Origin of the sequence: Paraburkholderia sediminicola (assembly GCF_046027825.1) — a bacterium.
In the GTDB taxonomy this organism is placed as follows: domain Bacteria; phylum Pseudomonadota; class Gammaproteobacteria; order Burkholderiales; family Burkholderiaceae; genus Paraburkholderia; species Paraburkholderia sediminicola_D.
Genome location: NZ_JAQQDU010000141.1, coordinates 1 through 17,071, shown reverse-complemented (window position 1 = coordinate 17,071; position 17,071 = coordinate 1). Strand labels below are relative to the sequence as shown.

The window sequence follows — 17,071 nt, the reverse complement described above, 5'->3', positions numbered from 1 at the left end:
CCGTAATCCCGGGCCTCACGCGGGCAATTGCAAGTAGATGTTATGTAGTTGTCAGAAAATGAAACGTTCCGTAACACTAGTCGTAAGTTACGAACTTCACTCGTAAAGTGCAGGTCTGTAGGAAAGCCTGCTGGATTTTTCCGACAGCAAATGGACCGGGCGAGGGGCGCATGAAGCACGCATCAATGTGCCGTGCCGGATATAACGCCCGCGTCACAACAATTTTAGAGAGGATTTAGCCATGACCCAGATTCGTACGCTCCTGATCGGTACCGCCCTGACTGCTTTTGCTGCCACCGCTGCTTTTGCGCAGACCGCTCAACCGGCCGCCGGCATCAGCGGCCAGGCACAGGTTCAGACCCAAGGCGCCGAAGTCGCGCCCGGAGCACAGGGTGTGCAACCGGCGACGCCGGCGCCGGCGCATCTGACGGCATCGGGCTCGACCGATCCGCTGGTCCAGAAGCGCGACGCCAACGCCCAGGCTAATGCCGAATACAAGGCGTCGAAGAAGGCGTCCAAGACGGAGTTGAAGCAACAGCAAAAGGCTGCCAAGTCGCAGTACAAGGAGCAGGTGCACAACGCCAAGATCAACCAGAAGGCTGACAAGCAGGCTGCCAACAATGAAATGAAGATGGACATGCAAGGCCAGGCGGCCGATCAGGACGGCGGCGCTGACGTCAAGCACTAAGCCTGAGTCCTGAAGCACGCGGGCGTGGCGGCAATCTTGCCCGCCGCGCCGCGGGAAAATGGTCCGAAGCGTTGATGCGCTCCGGGCCATTTTTTTTGCGCGGCACGGAAAAAAGGGCCGCTTGTCTCCGATAGTTGTATGGATATACAGTATGCGTCGTCGCGTCAACGCCACCCAGGTCCGAATCCACCGTGCTCTCCGTCGCTGAATCTCCGCCATCGTCCTCGTCCGGTACCGACAGCGCCGCCTGGCTGGCCAAACTCAACGACGCACAACGCGAGGCCGTCGAATACGGCGCCGACAGTCGCAACGCGCCGCCGGGCGCGCTGCTGGTAATCGCGGGGGCCGGCTCCGGCAAGACCAACACGCTGGCGCATCGCGTCGCCAATCTGGTGGTGAAGGGCGCCGATCCGCGCCGTATCCTGCTGCTGACCTTCTCACGCCGCGCCGCGCTCGAAATGACCCGCCGCGTCACGCGCATCGCCGGAGCGGCACTGGGCACGCGCGCCGCGCTGGCGCAAGGGCTGACATGGTCGGGCACGTTTCATAGCGTTGGTGCGCGGCTGTTGCGCGAATACGCGGACCTGATCGGCCTCGCGCCCGCCTTCACGATCAACGACCGTGAGGATTCCGCCGACCTGATGAATCTCGTGCGCCACGAGCTGGGTTTGTCGGCGAAAGAACGGCGTTTTCCGGCCAAGGGCACCTGCTTCGCGATTTACTCGCGCGTGGTGAACACCGGCGCGTCGCTCACCGACGTGCTCAACAGCGCGTTTCCCTGGTGCCGCGAGTGGGAAGCCGATCTGCGCATGCTGTTCGCGGCGTACGTCGATGCCAAGCAGAAGCAGAGCGTGCTCGACTACGACGACCTGCTGCTCTACTGGTCGCATATGGCCGCTGAGCCCGCGATCGCGGCCGATCTGTCGGCGCGCTTCGATCACGTTCTGGTCGACGAGTATCAGGACACCAACCGCCTGCAGGCGTCGATCCTGCTCGCGCTGAAACCCGACGGCCGCGGCCTGACTGTGGTCGGCGACGACGCCCAGTCGATCTATTCATTTCGCGGCGCGACCGTGCGCAACATTCTCGACTTCCCGGCGCACTTCAACCCGCCCGCCAGACAGATCACGCTCGAGCGCAATTACCGCTCGACCGGGCCGATCCTCGCTGCATCGAATGCGGTGATCGAGCTCGCGAGCGAGCGCTACACGAAGAATCTGTGGACCGGTAAGGCCTCGGCGCAGCGCCCGCGTCTGGTGACGGTCGCCGACGAAGCAGATCAGGCGCGCTACATCGTCGAGCAGGTGCTCGAAGCGCGCGAACAGGGTATGAAGCTGAAGTCGCAGGCGGTGCTGTTTCGCGCCGCCCACCACAGCGCCGCGCTCGAGATTGAACTGACCCGGCGCAACATTCCGTTCGTGAAGTTCGGCGGCCTGAAGTTTCTCGACTCGGTGCATGTCAAGGATGTGCTCGCCGTGCTGCGCTGGGCGGAGAATCCACGCGACCGTGTCGCCGGTTTTCGCGTCGTGCAATTGCTGCCGGGCGTCGGTCCCGCCACTGCCGCGAAGGTGCTGGATGAGGTCGTGGCCCGGGCGGGCTCCGGCAATCCGGGCGATATCACCCACAGTGCTGCCGGCGCGCTGGCCGCCTTTGCCCCGCCCGCTCGCGCGCAGGAAGACTGGCATCCGTTCGTCAAGCTGATGTCGAGCGTGTACGGGCGCCAGGCGCCGTGGCCGGCCGAGTTCGAAATGGTGCGGCGCTGGTACGAGCCGCATCTCGAGCGCAATCATGAGGACGCGGCGATCCGTCACGCAGACGTGCTGCAGATGGAAAGCATCGCGGGCACCTATGCATCGCGCGAACGCTTCCTGACCGAGCTGACGCTCGATCCGCCGGACGCCACCAGCGACGAATCCGGCGTGCCCCTGATCGACGAGGATTACCTGATCCTGTCCACGATCCATTCGGCGAAAGGGCAGGAATGGCGCAACGTGTTCGTGCTGAACGGCGTCGACGGTTGCATTCCGTCCGATCTCGGCACGGGCAGTGAAGAGGAAATCGACGAGGAACGGCGCCTGTTATACGTGGCGATGACGCGCGCGAAGGAGGACCTGCATATCGTCGTGCCGCAGCGCTTTTACGTGCACAACCAGACCCATATGGGCGACCGTCACGTGTGGGCGTCGCGCACGCGGTTCATTCCGGCGCATCTGATGCCCCTGTTCGACGCTTACGCCTGGCCGCGCGTACCGGTGCCGAGCGCCCCCACCGCGGCGGGGTTGGCCGCGGCGGCGCAGGCGAAGATCGAGATTGGGGCGAGGCTCAGGAAGATGTGGGATTGAATCCGCTTTTAGCGCGACTGCCGTTGCTGCTGCTGTTGCGGTACCGGACGCGGCGGCACAAAGAAATTGCGCAGCCAGGCGGCGAGGCGTGAGAACACGTCGTACGGTTCGTCGACGAAAATCTCCGGCTTCAGCAAGCGCAGGTACTCCATGATCTGCTGCGCTTCCTGCTTCTGGAACGAGCCGTGCGAAATACCCAGGCGCAACAGGCCACGCAGTTCGCCGAGCTTTTCGCGCGCGGTGCTGCCTTCGCCTGTTTCGCACGCCACCTTGGCTTCGTAGACGCGCTGGCGCAGCGATTCCACCAGCCGCCAGGCGGGCGTCTGCATGATTTCTTCGAGTGCCTGGATGTCCTGCGCCTCACTCTTGATCTGCGCCGCGAGTGGATCGATCAGCGCCGCGTCGCCTTCCGCTTCCTTGACGATGGCCGCCGCCCAGTCGCGGCACTGCTTGGCGAGCTCGTCGGGCGTCCATTCCGAGCGGGCCGCAAAGCCGAAACCGAACTCCCCCGCTTGCCGCATCAGGATAGCGACGACGTCCGGGAATTCCTTGTCCAGCGTGCGTTTCGCCCACGCGTACTGGCCACCCTGCAACATCCGCTGAACCGCGTGCTCGGTCAGCGGCACCATATTGTCGAGCAGCTTGGCGCGCAAAAAGTCCTCAAACGACGGTGTCGCGAACTGCGGATCGAGTTTCAGCGAAACCCGCAGGAAAGCGTCGAAATCCTTGCGCAACGTCGCAATGGTCTCGTCTTTGAGTGTGAGGGTGATTTGACCCATGTGTTATCCCGTTTGGTCCTGCCGCGCTGTATCGTCATGTCGGCAGTTCGCGCACGGACCCCGTGAGACGCGACGCCAATGCCGGCGCGGTTGATTCCTGCCTGTTGCCGCATAACCAGCGGGACGTATCCCGACGAGCGGACCTCGACTCCTTATCGGCGGATTCAGGGAAAACTTAAGGGCGCGCGGGGCATTGCCGGTGGCTTTAGAGGGATGCGTCGCCCGTGAGGGTGGTGTGCGGCGGGCACCGCCCGTGCCAGATTCGTCACGTTTGGTCCCTATGGCAGTGTGGGCAACGTTTGCGCGCGATGTTGGCCTCACATCGCGTCTCGAACGGCGTCTATCTAAGCACGATGCCTTGCCAGGCAAAAAAGACTGTCAGGCCGACCGCGATGGTCAGAAGTGGCCGCCGCGTCAGCGCGCTGACCACGATGGCGGCCAGCGCCCCGACCAGTTGCGGATTGCGCCAGGTCAATTCGGCGCCGTTGCCGTGCGGCGAGACCGCCATCGGGACAATGATCGCCGTCAGCACAGTAACTGGCACGAAGCCGAGCGCGGTGCGCACGAGCGGCGGAAACACCAGGCGGTCGCCGAGTACGAAGACGGCGGCGCGGATCACCCACGTGATGGCCGCCATGCCGAGGATCAGAACGACGTAGTTCATTGCGATGCCTCCATGGTTTCCTTCGAGGTTTTCCGCGGGGCTTCCCGGTGGGGGCTCTGTGAGGTTTCGCGCGAAGCTGCTCGCGAAGATTCGTGATTTCCTCGCGCGCCTCGCCCAAATCGCGGCGCCGACAGCAAGATACCGATTGCCACGCCCGCGAACACGGCGCCGAGCAGACCGAGCTTGTACGGCCACGCCTGCCAGAAGAACGCCAGTGTGCCCGCGGTAGCGGCCGCCGCGATATAGCGAACGGCGACGAGCTGCGGCACGACGATCGCAATGAACGTGGCGACCATCGCGAAATCGAGCCCGAGCGACTGCAGGCCCGGAAAGGCCGCGCCGAACAACAGGCCGGCAACGGTCCAGAGCTGCCAGTTCAGGTACATCGCCAGACCCGCGCCAAAGAAGTAGTGCGGGCCGACCGAGCCGGGCTCCCGATGCCGGTAATGTTCCCAGGCGACGGCGAAGACCTCGTCGGTGAGCAGTGCGCTCAGTGCCCAGCGCCAGCGCGCCGGGAGATGCGCGACGTGCGGCGCGAGCGTCGCGCTATACAGCACGTGACGCAGGTTGACGACGAGCGTGGTCGCCCAGATCACCGCAAAACTCGCGTGGCCGGCGATCAGGCCCAGTGCGATGAATTGCGCGGAACCGGCGAACACGACGAGCGACATCAACTGCCCGTGCCATAGGTGCAGCGGGCCGGACGCCACCAGGGTGCCGAAAATCACGCCGAAGGGCGCTGCGCCGACCATCATCGGGATGATGTCGCGCGCGCCGGCGGTGAATTCTTTTAAGTGGCCTGCGCGTGAGGGCTGGCCGGGGTTGGAATGGGTCAATCTTGCCTCCTTGATTCGGGAAGCATAGCGGGCGGTGGTTTGCGGGGCTTGTACGTTCTTGCGGTGGCGCGCAGATGCTGCGGAGGGGAGTTGCTGGTTGACCTGATCGGGCTGATGTAAAGCGCGAGGCGGCTGGGGGAGTTTGGCGGGGCCAACCAGAGCGGGGCCGGAAGAGGGCAGCCCTGAGGTTGTCCTGCTGCATAGTTGCGGCTGCGCGGGCACCCGGCGTGGCCGCTTATGCCGCCCTGTGAGCCCTGTGTCAGCTGCCTTGCCAGCGTCCCGGTGGCACGCCGAACATGCGCCGGAAATGGCGCGTGAAATGACTCTGGTCCGTAAAACCACTCGCTGCGGCGACATCCGTCACGGAGACACCCGCACGTAACGGTGCGAGCGAGCGTTGCAGGCGCACCTGGTTGCGCCACGCATGCGGTGGCAGGCCGGTAGTCTGATTGAAAAGGCGTGCGGCATGAAAGGGCGACAATCCCGCTGCCCGCGCGACTTCGGCGAGCGTGACAGGTTCGGCGAGGTCGCCGGTCAGGCGCTCCTGCATGGTCGCGACGCGGGCGTCGTCAGCGACGAGGCGCGACGGCTCCGGCTGCGTTTGCGAGTAGCGGACCAGCAAGGTGGACAGCGCGTCGAGCATCGCGGCCTCGGCGGCGAGCGGATCGTCGCCGGCCTCCAGCAGACAGTGTGCGCGCGCCAGCCGTTGCGCCAGATCGGGGTCGCGGATCACGCCCGGCGCGAACCACGGCAAGGCTTGCGGCTTGCCGGCGACTTCATTGGCGAGATCGTGAATGAAATCCACTGGCGCATACATCACGCGATACCGCCAGCCCGCCTCGACAGCCTTCGAGCCGGTGTGCAGCTCGCCGGGATTGATGATCGGCACGCTGCCCGCTTCGGCGACATAGTCCGAGCCGAGATACCGATAGCCCTCGGCGCCCGCGACGATCACCGGAATCGTGTAGGCATCGTGCCAGTGCGGCGTGAACTCGTGGTCGTGATATTCGGCCGTGAGCAGGTCCGCGCCGGGCAGAAGCGGCGTGCGCCAGTAGCGGGCGGAATCCTGGAAGCGATGGGCGGTCATGGTGAAAGTCTGGCGATCCGGCGGTCCGGCATGACCGGTCAGTGTAGCGCTCCGTGGCCTCTGCCGCTCACGTTACTCATGCGTGCACGCCTTTGCGTCGTGAGTTTGGCCGTAGCGCGGCGATTACTTGACCGGGATCGTCGTACCCGCCGGCATCGGCACGGCGCTCACGCTGTTTTTCGCGCTGCCGCTGACGACGCGGTCGCTGTAGGTCATGTACACCAGCGTGTTGCGCTTCGCGTCGACCACCCGCACGACATGCAGCGATTTGAAGATCAGCGACATGCTCACGGAGAACACGTCGGCTTGCTGTTTCACGGGCCCGGTGAAGCGAATCGCGCCGACCTGACGGCAGGCGATCGACGCTTCGGTCGGATCTTCGGCGATGCCGAGCGTGCCTTTGACGCCGCCCGTGCGCGCCCGCGATACGTAGCAGGTCACACCCTGGACCAGTGGGTCGTCATACGCTTCGACGACTACACGGTCAGAGCCCGTGATGCGGAAGTTGGTGTTGACGCTGGCGACTTCTTCGCTGTGGGCCGGAGAAAGCAGCAGGGCGGTAGTGACTGCCAACGCGATGCGCAACAAGGTCGGTTTCATGAGGTGGCCGGGAATGAGTGCTTGGATTGGGCGCGATAGAAAAGCACCATCGTATAACGGCGTGTCCACCAGAGGGTCAGTGCACATGCTCTGGGCCATGCGCTACCTGCCGGTCGGAGCAGGCGGTCGTTCCCCGGCTCAGCCCAACTTATCCCGCGTTGAACCAGGTCAAGCCAAAAACAAAAAGGCCCGCACGAATGCGGGCCTTCTAAATTTTTGGCTCCTCGACCTGGGCTCGAACCAGGGACCTACGGATTAACAGTCCGGCGCTCTACCGACTGAGCTATCGAGGAACAGCAGTACAACTTGATCTACATAAAAAAGCCCGTATTGGTTAACGGGCTTTTGCAATTCTTGGCTCCTCGACCTGGGCTCGAACCAGGGACCTACGGATTAACAGTCCGGCGCTCTACCGACTGAGCTATCGAGGAACAGAACAACAAACAGCAGAGAAGCGAAATTGTAGAAGCAGCTTAAGCGCCTGTCAATACCCTGTGTTCATCTCGATTTGGTTCGAATGCAACAGCGGGGGACAGGCCGCGCCGCTTAACGTGCGAGCAGGGCCAGCTTTTCCTTCACATCCTTGAACTCGTCGGCTTCCGGCAGCGGCGCCTTGGTCTTGGTGATGCTCGGCCAGTTCTTCGCCAGTTCGGCATTCAGCTCAGTGAAGTGCTGCTGGTCGCCCGGCACATCTTCCTCGGCATAAATGGCATTCACCGGGCACTCGGCCACGCACACGGCGCAGTCGATGCATTCATCGGGGTCGATCGCGAGGAAGTTGGGACCTTCGCGAAAGCAGTCCACCGGGCACACATCGACGCAGTCGGTATAGCGGCACTTGATGCAGCTTTCGGTCACAACGTGAGTCATTCAGGCAGCTCCTGCATGCGGAATCAGGGAAGGCGAATACGCCAAAAGCGCTATTGTAACGTAACGTCAAGAGGCGCATGCAGCGTCGGCCACCGGCTTTTATACGTTTTTGTGATTAGTTTATGGCGTCCGGCGCAGCAGGCCGCCGGCGCGCTGAATCCGGGCGCATTCGGGTAACATGCGTCAGGTCGGTGCGCACGGGGCGTGCCGCACGCGCATGGGTTGACGCGTTTGGTCGAGCCAAGCCTTCCGTTTTTCCTGCAGTCCAGTTCGCACCATCATGATTATTACTTCGCTGCTCGACACCGATCTGTACAAGTTCACGATGATGCAAGTGGTGTTGCATCACTTTCCCGCGGCGAATGTCGAATACCGCTTTCGCTGCCGCACGCCGAATGTCGACCTCGTGCCGTATATCGGCGAGATCCGCGATGAAGTGCGTAAGCTCTGCGACCTGCGCTTCACCGACGACGAACTCGACTACCTGCGGCGCATGCGCTTCATCAAGGGCGACTTCATCGAGTTCCTCGCGCTGTTCCATCTGAACGAGAAATACATTTCGATCGAGCCGTCGCCGAAGGGCAATGGCGAAATCGACATCGAGATCAAGGGGCCGTGGCTGCACACGATCCTGTTCGAGATCCCGATGCTCGCGATCGTCAACGAGGTCTACTTCCGCAATACCCAGCAAAAGCCTGACTACAGCGAAGGGCGCGGCCGTCTCGTCGAAAAGATCAAGCTGCTGGGCGCGCGCCCGGAATTCGCCGACTGCAAGATCGCCGACTACGGCACGCGCCGCCGCTTCTCTAAGCAATGGCACGAAGAAGTGATCCTCACGTTGAAAGATGGCTTGGGCGAGCAATTTGCCGGCACCAGCAACGTCTTCTACGCGATGAAGCACAACCTCACGCCGCTCGGCACGATGGCGCATGAATACCTGCAGGCGTGCCAGGCCCTCGGTCCGCGGCTGCGCGATTCGCAGATCTTCGGCTTCGAAATGTGGGCGAAGGAGTATCGCGGCGACCTGGGTATTGCCCTGTCGGACGTGTACGGCATGGAGGCCTTCCTGCGCGACTTCGATATGTACTTCTGCAAGCTGTTCGACGGCGCGCGTCACGATTCCGGCGATCCGTTCGATTGGGGCGAGCGGCTGCTCAAGCACTACGAGGCAAACCGCTGCGACCCGCGCACCAAGATCCTCGTGTTCTCCGACGCGCTCGACATTCCGAAGGTGCTGCAACTGTACGAGCGTTTCCGCGGGCGCTGCAAGCTGGCATTCGGCGTAGGAACCAATCTGACCAACGACCTGGGCTACAACCCGTTGCAGATTGTGATCAAGATGGTTCGTTGCAACGGTCAGCCGGTGGCGAAGCTGTCGGATTCGCCGGGCAAGAACATGTGCGAAGACAAGGCCTATCTCGCGTACCTGCGTCAGGTGTTCGGCATTGCGCAGCCCGAGGAAGACGCTGCGAAGTAACACGGCGCCTGCGCGGATATCGATGGGATATCGCGCAGGCCGCGTGCCCGCTCGATACGCGGCGCGAGGCCGTTCGGCCAGGGTGTTCGCGCGCAGGGTGGCCGGTATAATCCTCGTCACATCGCACGGCTGTCGACACGAGGATTTTGCATATGGACACATCGATTGCCCGCCGTAACGTCCTGGCGCGCATCCGCGCAGCCCAGGGGCGCGAGCCTGAGCCGTCAGCGTCTGAGCGTGAAGCGGTAGTGGATTATCTGGCGCGCCATCCCCAAGGGCCGCGTCCGGAGATGCCGGCCGATCTGACCACGCGCTTTATCGAAGAAGCGCAGAAGATGGCGACCACTGTCGATACGGTCGAAACACTGAGCGAGGTGCCGTCCGCCGCGCATCGCTACCTCACTGAACACGCTCTCCCGCTGCAAGCAATCGCATGGCAAACCCTGCAAGATCTGCAATGGGTCGAAGCCGGCCTCAATGTCGAATTCCGCAAACCTGAAGACGGCGACGTGGTCGGACTCACGGGCTGCTTCTGCGCGACAGCGGAAACCGGCACGCTGGTACTGCTGTCCGGGCCGCAGACCTACGCATCCGCAGGCCTGCTGCCGGAAACGCATATTGCGATCGTGCCGGCTTCGCGCATCGTCTCAGGACAGGAAGAGGCGTTTGGCCTGATTCGCAGCGAACGCGGCGAACTTCCGCGTGCGGTCAATTTTGTCTCCGGGCCGTCGCGCACCGGGGATATCGAACAGACTATCGTGCTTGGCGCGCATGGGCCTTACCGGGTGCACGTGATTGTCGTACGTGGCGCCTGAGCGCGGTGAGCGGCTAGGTCTTTCGCCGCGCACCGTCACCCGCTTGAACAAGGACTCCAGGAATATGAAACGACCTGCCGTGTGGTCGAGCATGGTGCTCGCCGCTGTTCTGACGCTGGCCGGATGGCCTCAACTGGCTTCGGCGGCCACGCTCGACGGCGCGACTTTGTCGGCGCTGTGGGGCTTGCCGTTTGCAGGCGTGTTGTTGTCGATCGCGGTGTTTCCGTTGGTCGCGCCGGCATTCTGGCATCACCATTTCGGCAAGATCGCGACAGCATGGGCGTTGCTGTTCCTGGTGCCGTTTGCGCTTACCTTCGGCGCGGGCGTCGCATTCGGAACGTTGGTGCATGCGGTGCTCGAAGAATACATTCCGTTCATCGTGTTGCTGACGGCGCTTTATACGGTTGCGGGCGGCATCTGTGTGCGCGGCAATCTGCATGGCACGCCGCGGCTGAATACCGCGATTCTCGCCCTCGGCACCTTGCTGGCCAGCATCATGGGTACGACCGGCGCGGCGATGCTGCTGATCCGCCCATTGCTGCGCGCCAACGACAACCGTAAGCACGTCGTTCATGTGGTGGTGTTCTTCATTTTTCTGGTGGCAAACGCGGGGGGCTCGTTGTCGCCGCTCGGCGACCCGCCGCTCTTTCTCGGCTTCCTGCAGGGCGTGAGCTTTTTCTGGACCACCACGCATCTGGCGTTGCCGATGCTGTTCGTCTGCGCCGTGCTGCTGATCGCTTTCTATGCCTTGGACTCGTTCTATTTTCATCGGCGTGAAGAAGAGCGCTCGCGCTTTCTCGATCCGACGCCGGATACACCGCCGCTAGGCGTCGACGGCAAGATCAACTTCGTGCTGCTCGCTGCCGTGATTGCGTTGGTACTGATGAGCGGACTCTGGAAGTCGGGCGTCGTGTTCGACGTGTTCGGTACGCACTTCGCGTTGCAAAATGCCGTGCGCGATGTCGCGCTGATCGGCGTCACCTTGCTCTCGCTGGCATTGACGCCGCGTGCGGCACGCGCGGGCAACGACTTCAACTGGGCGCCGATCGAAGAGGTCGCCAAACTGTTCGCCGGCATCTTCGTGACGATCGCGCCGGTCATCACGATCCTGCGTGCCGGCGAGTCGGGGGCGTTTGCCGCAATCGTCCATCTGGTCAACCCGGCCGGCGCGCCGCACGACTTGATGTACTTCTGGGCGACTGGCCTGCTATCGTCGTTTCTCGACAATGCGCCGACCTACCTGGTGTTCTTCAACCTGGCCGGCGGCGACGCACAGACGCTGATGACCACCGGCGCGACCACGCTCGCGGCGATCTCCGCCGGTGCGGTATTCATGGGCGCCAACACGTATATCGGCAATGCACCGAACTTCATGGTGAAAGCGATCGCGGAGTCGCGCGGCATTCGCATGCCGAGTTTTTTCGCGTATCTCGGCTGGTCGGTCGTGGTGTTGATGCCGCTGTTTCTCGTCACCGGCTGGCTGTTTTTCTGAGGCCTGATTTCACGCTTATCTTGACGCCGAGGTAGTTGGACTCGGCGCGCTATTCGGAGAATTGCAATGCAGAAGATCCTCATCGCCCGTCCGATCTTTCCCGATGTGATCGAACGGCTCAAACAGTATTTCGACGTCGACTGGCATCAGGGCGACGTGCTATCCGCCGAAGAGTTGACGCGCCGTCTCGCCGATAAAGACGGTGCGTTGACCGCAGGCGATCCGGTCGGCGCGGCGGCGCTCGCCGCGGCACCGCGCCTGCGCGTGGTGTCGAATATGGCAGTGGGCTACAACAACTTCGACATGGCCGCGTTCAACGCGGCGAACGTGCTCGGCACCAATACGCCGGACGTGCTGAACGAATCGACCGCTGACTTCGGCTGGGCGCTGATGATGGCCACGGCACGCCGCATCGCCGAATCGGAGCACTGGCTGCGCGCGGGCAAATGGCAGAAGTGGACCTACGACGGCTTTCTCGGCAGCGACATCTACGGCTCGACGCTCGGCGTGATCGGCATGGGCCGGATCGGGCAGGCGCTCGCGCGTCGCGCGAAAGGCTTCAACATGCAGGTGCTCTATCACAACCGTTCGCGCGTCGCGCCGGAGATCGAGGCGCAGCTGAACGCGGAGTACGTGTCCAAACAGGACTTGTTGCAACGCTCGGATCACGTGGTGCTGGTCTTGCCGTACACGAAGGAAAACCATCACACGATCGGCGCGGCCGAACTCGCGCAGATGAAACCGACTGCCACGCTCACCAACATCGCACGCGGCGGCATCGTCGACGATGCGGCGCTGGTCGAGGCACTACGCACGAAACAGATCGCCGCAGCCGGTCTGGATGTCTATGAAGGCGAGCCGAATCTGAATCCGGATCTGCTGACCGTGCCGAATGTCGTACTGACGCCGCACATTGCCAGTGCGACGGAAGCCACGCGCCGCGCCATGGCGAACCTCGCCGCGGACAATCTGATCGCGGCGCTGGGTGAAGGCCCGCGCGCTGGCCGGCCGCCGAATCCGATCAACCCCGAGGTTATCGGCAAGGCGCGTTCATGATCATGATTCTGGTGGCGGCCGTTGCCGTACTGGCGGTCGCCTTGGTCATCGCGTTGGCATTGCTGATGCGCGGCCATAGCCGCGCTGACGAAAGCGAGCAGTTCGAACTACTCAGCGAGCGGATCGACGCCGCGGCCGATGCACAGTCGCATGCTTATGAGCGACTCGAGCGGCAACTGCGCAACGACATCACCGAAACGGCGCGCGTCTCGCGTACCGAGCAGAGCAGTGGGTTCGCGCACTTTCAGCAAACGCTGGCATCGCAATTCAGCAGTATGACGACGGTGCAGGGCGGCAAGATCGATGGCTTCGCGCAGCAACTCGACGCGGTGCGTCACAGCCTGCAGCAACAGGCGCAGCAGGCGCGTGACGAGCAAGGGCGCACGCTCAAGCAGTTCGGCGAAACGCTGACTTTGCAACTGGGCCAACTCACCGAGGCGAACGATCGCCGCTTCGCCGAAGTGCGCGCCACCATCGAGCAGCGACTGAAGGACATCGAGGCGAACAACTCGACCAAGCTGGACGAGATGCGCCGCACCGTCGACGAAAAATTGCACGCCACACTCGAACAACGCCTGGGCGAATCGTTCAAGCTGGTGTCTGACAGGCTCGAGCAGGTGCATCGCGGTTTGGGCGAAATGCAGACGCTGGCTGCGGGTGTCGGCGATCTGAAGAAGATGCTCACCAACGTCAAAACGCGCGGCACATGGGGTGAAGTACAGCTTGAGGCATTGCTCGAACAACTGCTCACTGCGGATCAATACGCGAAGAACGTCGCGACGGTGCCGAAGAGCGCCGATCGCGTCGAATTCGCGATCAAACTGCCGGGCCGTGCGGAGGCGGGTGGTCCAGCCACGCCGGTCTGGTTGCCCATCGACGCCAAGTTCCCACGCGAAGACTACGAGCGGCTGATCGAGGCGCAGGAACGCGCCGATCCCGTGGCGGTGGAAGAGGCGTCGCGCGCGCTCGAAACACGGATTCGCGCCGAGGCACGCACGATTGCGGAGAAGTATGTGTCGCCGCCGCATACCACCGATTTCGCGCTGCTGTTTCTGCCGACCGAAGGCCTGTACGCGGAAGTGCTGCGCCGGCCGGGTCTGACGGACCTGCTGCAACGCGACTACCGCGTGACGATTGCCGGCCCAACCACGCTCACCGCCTTGCTCAATAGTTTGCAGATGGGTTTCCGCACGCTTGCGATCGAGAAACGATCGAGCGAGGTGTGGCAAGTGCTCGGCGCGGTTAAAACGGAGTTTGGCAAATTCGGCGACGTGCTGGCGAAGACCAAGGCCCAGCTTGAAACCGTCACGCGTTCGATCGAAGCTGCGGAAACACGCACCCGCGTCATGAACCGCAAGTTGCGTGACGTCGAGGCATTGCCGGGCGAAGAGGCGAGCGGGTTGCTTGGCGATGCGCTAACCGGCGTGGATCCCGACGAGCAGTAGCGCCGCAGTAGAGCGTCCGGGCTGAAGGTCCGGGGAGCTGATTTAAGCGCCAGCCGTTGCGGCCAACTGTTCGAGCGCTTCGCCTGTCAGGCGCACGACACGCCAATCCGGCATTACCGTCGCGCCCAACTTCTCGTAGAAGCTAATGGCCTGCTTGTTCCAGTCGAGCACGGTCCATTCAAAGCGTCCACACTGACGTTCGACGGCCAGCGCCGCCAGCCGGGCTAGCATCGCGGCGCCCAGGCCGCTGCCGCGTTGACCCGGTTGCACGTAGACATCTTCGAGATACAGCCCGCGTTTGCCGGCGAAGCTCGAGTAATTGTGGAAGAACAGCGCATAGCCGACGATGCGTCCTTCGTTTTCCGCCACCAGCGCTTCGATCGAGGGCCGCGCGCCGAACAGGGCGTCACGCAAACCGTCTTCGGTCGCGACAAATACGTGCGTGAGGCTTTCGAATTCAGCCAGCTCGTACGTCAGCGCGAAGATTGCGCCCGTATCCGCGGGCGTCGCGGCGCGGATCGTCGCGGTCATTACGCTTCTTCCGGCGCGTCGGTCAGCTGGATTTCGATACCGCCAAAGCGCGACGCCACCCAGTTGTACGCGTGGCATGCAATCCACAGCAGGATGAAACCGAGAATCGCGTTCAGCAGCAACGCGCTGAACACCGTGCTCAGTTCGACCGAGCCGTAGCGGATGAACGCCACCAGTACGCCGAGCAGCACGATCGGCACTGAAAACGTCAGGTACACGAGGATAAGTGCCTTGGCCGTCTGTCCCGGTGCAATGAACGAGATCTGTTTTTTCATGTAAGTCAAACCCGTGTGTCGTAGTGGTAATGGGTAAAGCGGCCAATGAGGCGGCCAATGATGCCGCAGATGACGCTGCAAACAGGCCGCAACAGAAGCGTTCAGTCGGTCGTCAGATAAGACCGTCGAAAAGCATGATATCGACGTGCTCACCCTCGGCAATATCAGCTTCATCGTGCCCGAGAACGATGAAACAATTTGCTTCGCTCATCGAACTCAGCACGCCGGAGCTTTGCGACCCGGTCGGCGTGACATGCCATTGGCCGGGCGGGTCCTGCTCGGCGACGCCGCGCTGGTACTCGGTGCGGCCGGCGCGCTTGCGGATGGTCTGGCGGCTGGCGGCGCGCAGGATCGGCAGCGCCTGCGGCGTTGCGCCGGACATCAGCAGCAGCGCCTCGCGCACGATCTGGTAGAACGTCACCATCACAGCCACGGGATTGCCCGGCAAGCCGAAGAATAACGCGGGCAGCCCGAGACCCGGATGCTCGCCGGACCAGACCCGGCCAAAAGCGAGCGGCCGGCCCGGACGCATCGCAAGACTCCAGAAGGCGACGTCGCCGAACGTCTGCAGCAATTGCTTGGTGAAATCCGCCTCGCCGACGGAGACGCCGCCCGAGGTCAAGACTACGTCGGCGCTGGCTGCAGCGCTGCGCAACGCGGCTTCGAGCGCGGCGGGTTCGTCGCGCACCACGCCGAGATCGAGCGTGTCCACGTTCAGGCGCCGGAGCATCGCAAACAGCGTGTAGCGATTGCTGTCGTACACGGAACCTGGGTCGAGCGGTTCGCCGAGCGAACGCAACTCGTCGCCCGTGGAGAAAAACGCGACGCGCAGGCGCCGCCGTACGCTGACTTCGCCAATGCCGAGCGAAGCGAGCAAACCGAGGTCCGAAGCACGCATGACGCGGCCGGTGCGTAGCGCGGCATGACCGCGTGCGAGGTCTTCGCCAGCCAGGCGGCGGTTGGCGCCGCCCCGCACGGCGTTGGCCGCGATGCGGATCGAGGTGGAATCGGCACTGCGCTCGACCAGTTCCTGCGGCACGACGGTGTCGCAGCCAGCCGGCATGCAGGCACCCGTCATGACCCGTACACATTGCGTTGTGCCGACGTGGCCCGCGAACGGATGACCAGCCAGCGCTTTGCCGACAATCGTCAAATCGATCGTAGATTCACTCGTTGCTAATATCGCGCCGTTGAACGCGTAGCCGTCCATGGCCGAGTTGTCGTGCGAAGGGACGTCGATTGGCGACACGATGTCGGCCGCCAGCACACGGTCGAGCGCATCGCGCAGCGGCACGCGTTCGACTGCCGTGACCGGCGTGGCCCAGTGACGGACGATCGCCTGGGCGGCCGAGACAGGTAGCGCGTGAGGATCGTACTGCGCGACGCAGCTGGAAAATTCGTTAAGCGTGGTCATGAAGGGCTGGACGTCGCGACCGGAGGCGGGAGCGGCTGTTGCCGTGCGGCCGGAGCGGGGTTTCAACCGGCGCCTCAACAACGCTCGAGGTCGGCGAGTTCTTGTAACGAATTGATATTGTAAAACGCGCGCTCGTCGGTAAAGGCGACTTCGACCGTCTTGTGGCGTGCGTACCACGCGCGAACCTTGCGCTCACCGGCTTCCAGAAAGGCTGCCAGGTCGTCTGCGAGACTCGTGCGCAGCAACACGAACACGGGATGGAGCGAAACATGGCCATCGGCGTCGGTGGTCGTGACGGTGGCGATGTCGGCCTGATTTGAGTCGAGCGCCTGCGTGAGACGGGCGGCGAGGTCGGCCGGCAATCCTGGCGTGTCGCAGGGCGCGCTCAGCACGAACGGGGTGCCGGCCACGCGCAGCGCAGCCAGCAGGCCCGCCAGCGGTCCGGGAAAGCCGGGTACGGTATCGGCAAGCACCTTGGCGCCGAACGGCGCGCCGAGCGTGGCGTAGACATCGGGGTGACGATTGGCGCTGATCAGCAGGGCGCTGGTTTGCGGTGCGAGACGCTTCAGCACATGGGCGGCGAGCGGCTCGCCGTGCAGCGTTTGCAGTCCCTTGTCGACGCCGCCCATCCGCATGCCGCGCCCGCCCGCGAGGACCAGGCCGGTGATGTGTTCGCGTGCCGGGTTCATGGGCTCGGTTG

Annotated in this window: 17 protein-coding genes and 2 tRNA genes; 7 read left to right on the top strand and 12 right to left on the bottom strand. The window is 63.2% G+C overall.

The genetic code is table 11. From position 1 onward, the window contains the following. Nucleotides 1–241: 241 nt before the first annotated feature. On the top strand, nucleotides 242–688 hold the full coding sequence (locus tag PQQ96_RS39250; protein ID WP_408302393.1) for a hypothetical protein: 447 nt from the start codon (nucleotides 242–244) through the stop codon (nucleotides 686–688). A gap of 191 nt (nucleotides 689–879) precedes the next feature. After that, nucleotides 880–3,030, top strand: a complete 2,151-nt coding sequence (locus PQQ96_RS39245) for an ATP-dependent helicase (RefSeq protein ID WP_408302391.1) — start codon at nucleotides 880–882, stop codon at nucleotides 3,028–3,030. 8 nt (nucleotides 3,031–3,038) lie between these two features. On the opposite strand, the gene PQQ96_RS39240 is transcribed toward PQQ96_RS39245, so the two are convergent. The 8 genes from PQQ96_RS39240 to fdxA all read right to left on the bottom strand — a co-directional run bounded on the left by PQQ96_RS39240 (nucleotide 3,039) and on the right by fdxA (nucleotide 7,866). After that, nucleotides 3,039–3,809, bottom strand: coding sequence for a DUF4088 family protein (locus PQQ96_RS39240; protein ID WP_408302390.1), 771 nt, complete (start codon nucleotides 3,807–3,809; stop codon nucleotides 3,039–3,041). 340 nt (nucleotides 3,810–4,149) lie between these two features. Further along, nucleotides 4,150–4,473, bottom strand: a complete 324-nt coding sequence (locus tag PQQ96_RS39235; RefSeq protein ID WP_408302388.1) for an AzlD domain-containing protein — start codon at nucleotides 4,471–4,473, stop codon at nucleotides 4,150–4,152. Continuing rightward, complete coding sequence (locus tag PQQ96_RS39230) at nucleotides 4,470–5,309, bottom strand: AzlC family ABC transporter permease (RefSeq protein ID WP_408302386.1); 840 nt, start codon at nucleotides 5,307–5,309, stop codon at nucleotides 4,470–4,472. The genes PQQ96_RS39235 and PQQ96_RS39230 overlap by 4 nt, the downstream gene beginning before the upstream one ends. Before the next feature lie 259 nt (nucleotides 5,310–5,568). Further along, nucleotides 5,569–6,396 carry a helix-turn-helix transcriptional regulator gene (locus PQQ96_RS39225; protein WP_408302384.1) on the bottom strand — a complete coding sequence of 276 codons (828 nt, stop codon included), beginning with the start codon at nucleotides 6,394–6,396 and terminating at the stop codon, nucleotides 5,569–5,571. Nucleotides 6,397–6,519: 123 nt separating this feature from the next. After that, on the bottom strand, nucleotides 6,520–6,996 hold the full coding sequence (locus PQQ96_RS39220) for a CreA family protein (protein WP_408302382.1): 477 nt from the start codon (nucleotides 6,994–6,996) through the stop codon (nucleotides 6,520–6,522). 217 nt (nucleotides 6,997–7,213) lie between these two features. Continuing rightward, nucleotides 7,214–7,289, bottom strand: a tRNA-Asn gene (locus PQQ96_RS39215). A 62-nt stretch (nucleotides 7,290–7,351) separates the two neighbouring features. Further along, nucleotides 7,352–7,427, bottom strand: a tRNA-Asn gene (locus PQQ96_RS39210). A 115-nt stretch (nucleotides 7,428–7,542) separates the two neighbouring features. Then, nucleotides 7,543–7,866 carry a ferredoxin FdxA gene (gene fdxA, locus PQQ96_RS39205; protein WP_074282621.1) on the bottom strand — a complete coding sequence of 108 codons (324 nt, stop codon included), beginning with the start codon at nucleotides 7,864–7,866 and terminating at the stop codon, nucleotides 7,543–7,545. A 280-nt stretch (nucleotides 7,867–8,146) separates the two neighbouring features. Here fdxA and pncB point away from each other — a divergent pair, with 280 nt between their 5' ends. From pncB to PQQ96_RS39180, 5 genes are all read left to right on the top strand, one after another. Beyond that, complete coding sequence (gene pncB, locus PQQ96_RS39200) at nucleotides 8,147–9,343, top strand: nicotinate phosphoribosyltransferase (protein ID WP_408302380.1); 1,197 nt, start codon at nucleotides 8,147–8,149, stop codon at nucleotides 9,341–9,343. A gap of 152 nt (nucleotides 9,344–9,495) precedes the next feature. Further along, nucleotides 9,496–10,158 (top strand): LutC/YkgG family protein, encoded by a 663-nt coding sequence (locus tag PQQ96_RS39195; RefSeq protein WP_408302377.1) that lies wholly within the window; start codon nucleotides 9,496–9,498, stop codon nucleotides 10,156–10,158. A 64-nt stretch (nucleotides 10,159–10,222) separates the two neighbouring features. Continuing rightward, the gene (locus PQQ96_RS39190; RefSeq protein ID WP_408302375.1) at nucleotides 10,223–11,650 is read left to right on the top strand and encodes a sodium:proton antiporter; all 1,428 of its coding nucleotides are present in this window, start codon (nucleotides 10,223–10,225) and stop codon (nucleotides 11,648–11,650) included. Between the two features lie 66 nt (nucleotides 11,651–11,716). Further along, entirely contained in the window at nucleotides 11,717–12,706 is a 990-nt protein-coding gene (locus tag PQQ96_RS39185; RefSeq protein ID WP_408302373.1) for a 2-hydroxyacid dehydrogenase, read from the top strand. Then, nucleotides 12,703–14,151 (top strand): DNA recombination protein RmuC, encoded by a 1,449-nt coding sequence (locus PQQ96_RS39180; RefSeq protein ID WP_408302371.1) that lies wholly within the window; start codon nucleotides 12,703–12,705, stop codon nucleotides 14,149–14,151. Before PQQ96_RS39185 ends, PQQ96_RS39180 begins: the two co-directional genes overlap by 4 nt. 42 nt (nucleotides 14,152–14,193) lie before the next feature. Here the strand turns inward: PQQ96_RS39180 and PQQ96_RS39175 are convergent, their stop codons facing one another. From PQQ96_RS39175 to mobA, 4 genes are all read right to left on the bottom strand, one after another. Beyond that, nucleotides 14,194–14,682 (bottom strand): GNAT family N-acetyltransferase, encoded by a 489-nt coding sequence (locus tag PQQ96_RS39175; protein WP_408302369.1) that lies wholly within the window; start codon nucleotides 14,680–14,682, stop codon nucleotides 14,194–14,196. Continuing rightward, nucleotides 14,682–14,957, bottom strand: coding sequence for a hypothetical protein (locus PQQ96_RS39170; RefSeq protein WP_054036190.1), 276 nt, complete (start codon nucleotides 14,955–14,957; stop codon nucleotides 14,682–14,684). Before PQQ96_RS39170 ends, PQQ96_RS39175 begins: the two co-directional genes overlap by 1 nt. A 112-nt stretch (nucleotides 14,958–15,069) precedes the next feature. Then, complete coding sequence (gene moeA, locus PQQ96_RS39165) at nucleotides 15,070–16,371, bottom strand: molybdopterin molybdotransferase MoeA (RefSeq protein WP_408302368.1); 1,302 nt, start codon at nucleotides 16,369–16,371, stop codon at nucleotides 15,070–15,072. A 74-nt stretch (nucleotides 16,372–16,445) separates the two neighbouring features. Continuing rightward, nucleotides 16,446–17,060, bottom strand: a complete 615-nt coding sequence (mobA, locus tag PQQ96_RS39160) for a molybdenum cofactor guanylyltransferase MobA (protein ID WP_408302395.1) — start codon at nucleotides 17,058–17,060, stop codon at nucleotides 16,446–16,448. Nucleotides 17,061–17,071: the final 11 nt, after the last annotated feature.

Excerpts from the sequence above, each read along its gene's own strand:
- PQQ96_RS39250 (WP_408302393.1), top strand. The coding sequence starts at position 242 with ATGACCCAGATTCGTACGCTCCTGATCGGTACCGCCCTGACTGCTTTT.
- PQQ96_RS39240 (WP_408302390.1), bottom strand. The coding sequence starts at position 3,809 with ATGGGTCAAATCACCCTCACACTCAAAGACGAGACCATTGCGACGTTG.
- PQQ96_RS39235 (WP_408302388.1), bottom strand. The coding sequence starts at position 4,473 with ATGAACTACGTCGTTCTGATCCTCGGCATGGCGGCCATCACGTGGGTG.
- PQQ96_RS39225 (WP_408302384.1), bottom strand. The coding sequence starts at position 6,396 with ATGACCGCCCATCGCTTCCAGGATTCCGCCCGCTACTGGCGCACGCCG.
- PQQ96_RS39220 (WP_408302382.1), bottom strand. The coding sequence starts at position 6,996 with ATGAAACCGACCTTGTTGCGCATCGCGTTGGCAGTCACTACCGCCCTG.
- fdxA (WP_074282621.1), bottom strand. The coding sequence starts at position 7,866 with ATGACTCACGTTGTGACCGAAAGCTGCATCAAGTGCCGCTATACCGAC.
- pncB (WP_408302380.1), top strand. The coding sequence starts at position 8,147 with ATGATTATTACTTCGCTGCTCGACACCGATCTGTACAAGTTCACGATG.
- PQQ96_RS39195 (WP_408302377.1), top strand. The coding sequence starts at position 9,496 with ATGGACACATCGATTGCCCGCCGTAACGTCCTGGCGCGCATCCGCGCA.
- PQQ96_RS39190 (WP_408302375.1), top strand. The coding sequence starts at position 10,223 with ATGAAACGACCTGCCGTGTGGTCGAGCATGGTGCTCGCCGCTGTTCTG.
- PQQ96_RS39185 (WP_408302373.1), top strand. The coding sequence starts at position 11,717 with ATGCAGAAGATCCTCATCGCCCGTCCGATCTTTCCCGATGTGATCGAA.
- PQQ96_RS39180 (WP_408302371.1), top strand. The coding sequence starts at position 12,703 with ATGATCATGATTCTGGTGGCGGCCGTTGCCGTACTGGCGGTCGCCTTG.
- PQQ96_RS39175 (WP_408302369.1), bottom strand. The coding sequence starts at position 14,682 with ATGACCGCGACGATCCGCGCCGCGACGCCCGCGGATACGGGCGCAATC.
- PQQ96_RS39170 (WP_054036190.1), bottom strand. The coding sequence starts at position 14,957 with ATGAAAAAACAGATCTCGTTCATTGCACCGGGACAGACGGCCAAGGCA.
- moeA (WP_408302368.1), bottom strand. The coding sequence starts at position 16,371 with ATGACCACGCTTAACGAATTTTCCAGCTGCGTCGCGCAGTACGATCCT.
- mobA (WP_408302395.1), bottom strand. The coding sequence starts at position 17,060 with ATGAACCCGGCACGCGAACACATCACCGGCCTGGTCCTCGCGGGCGGG.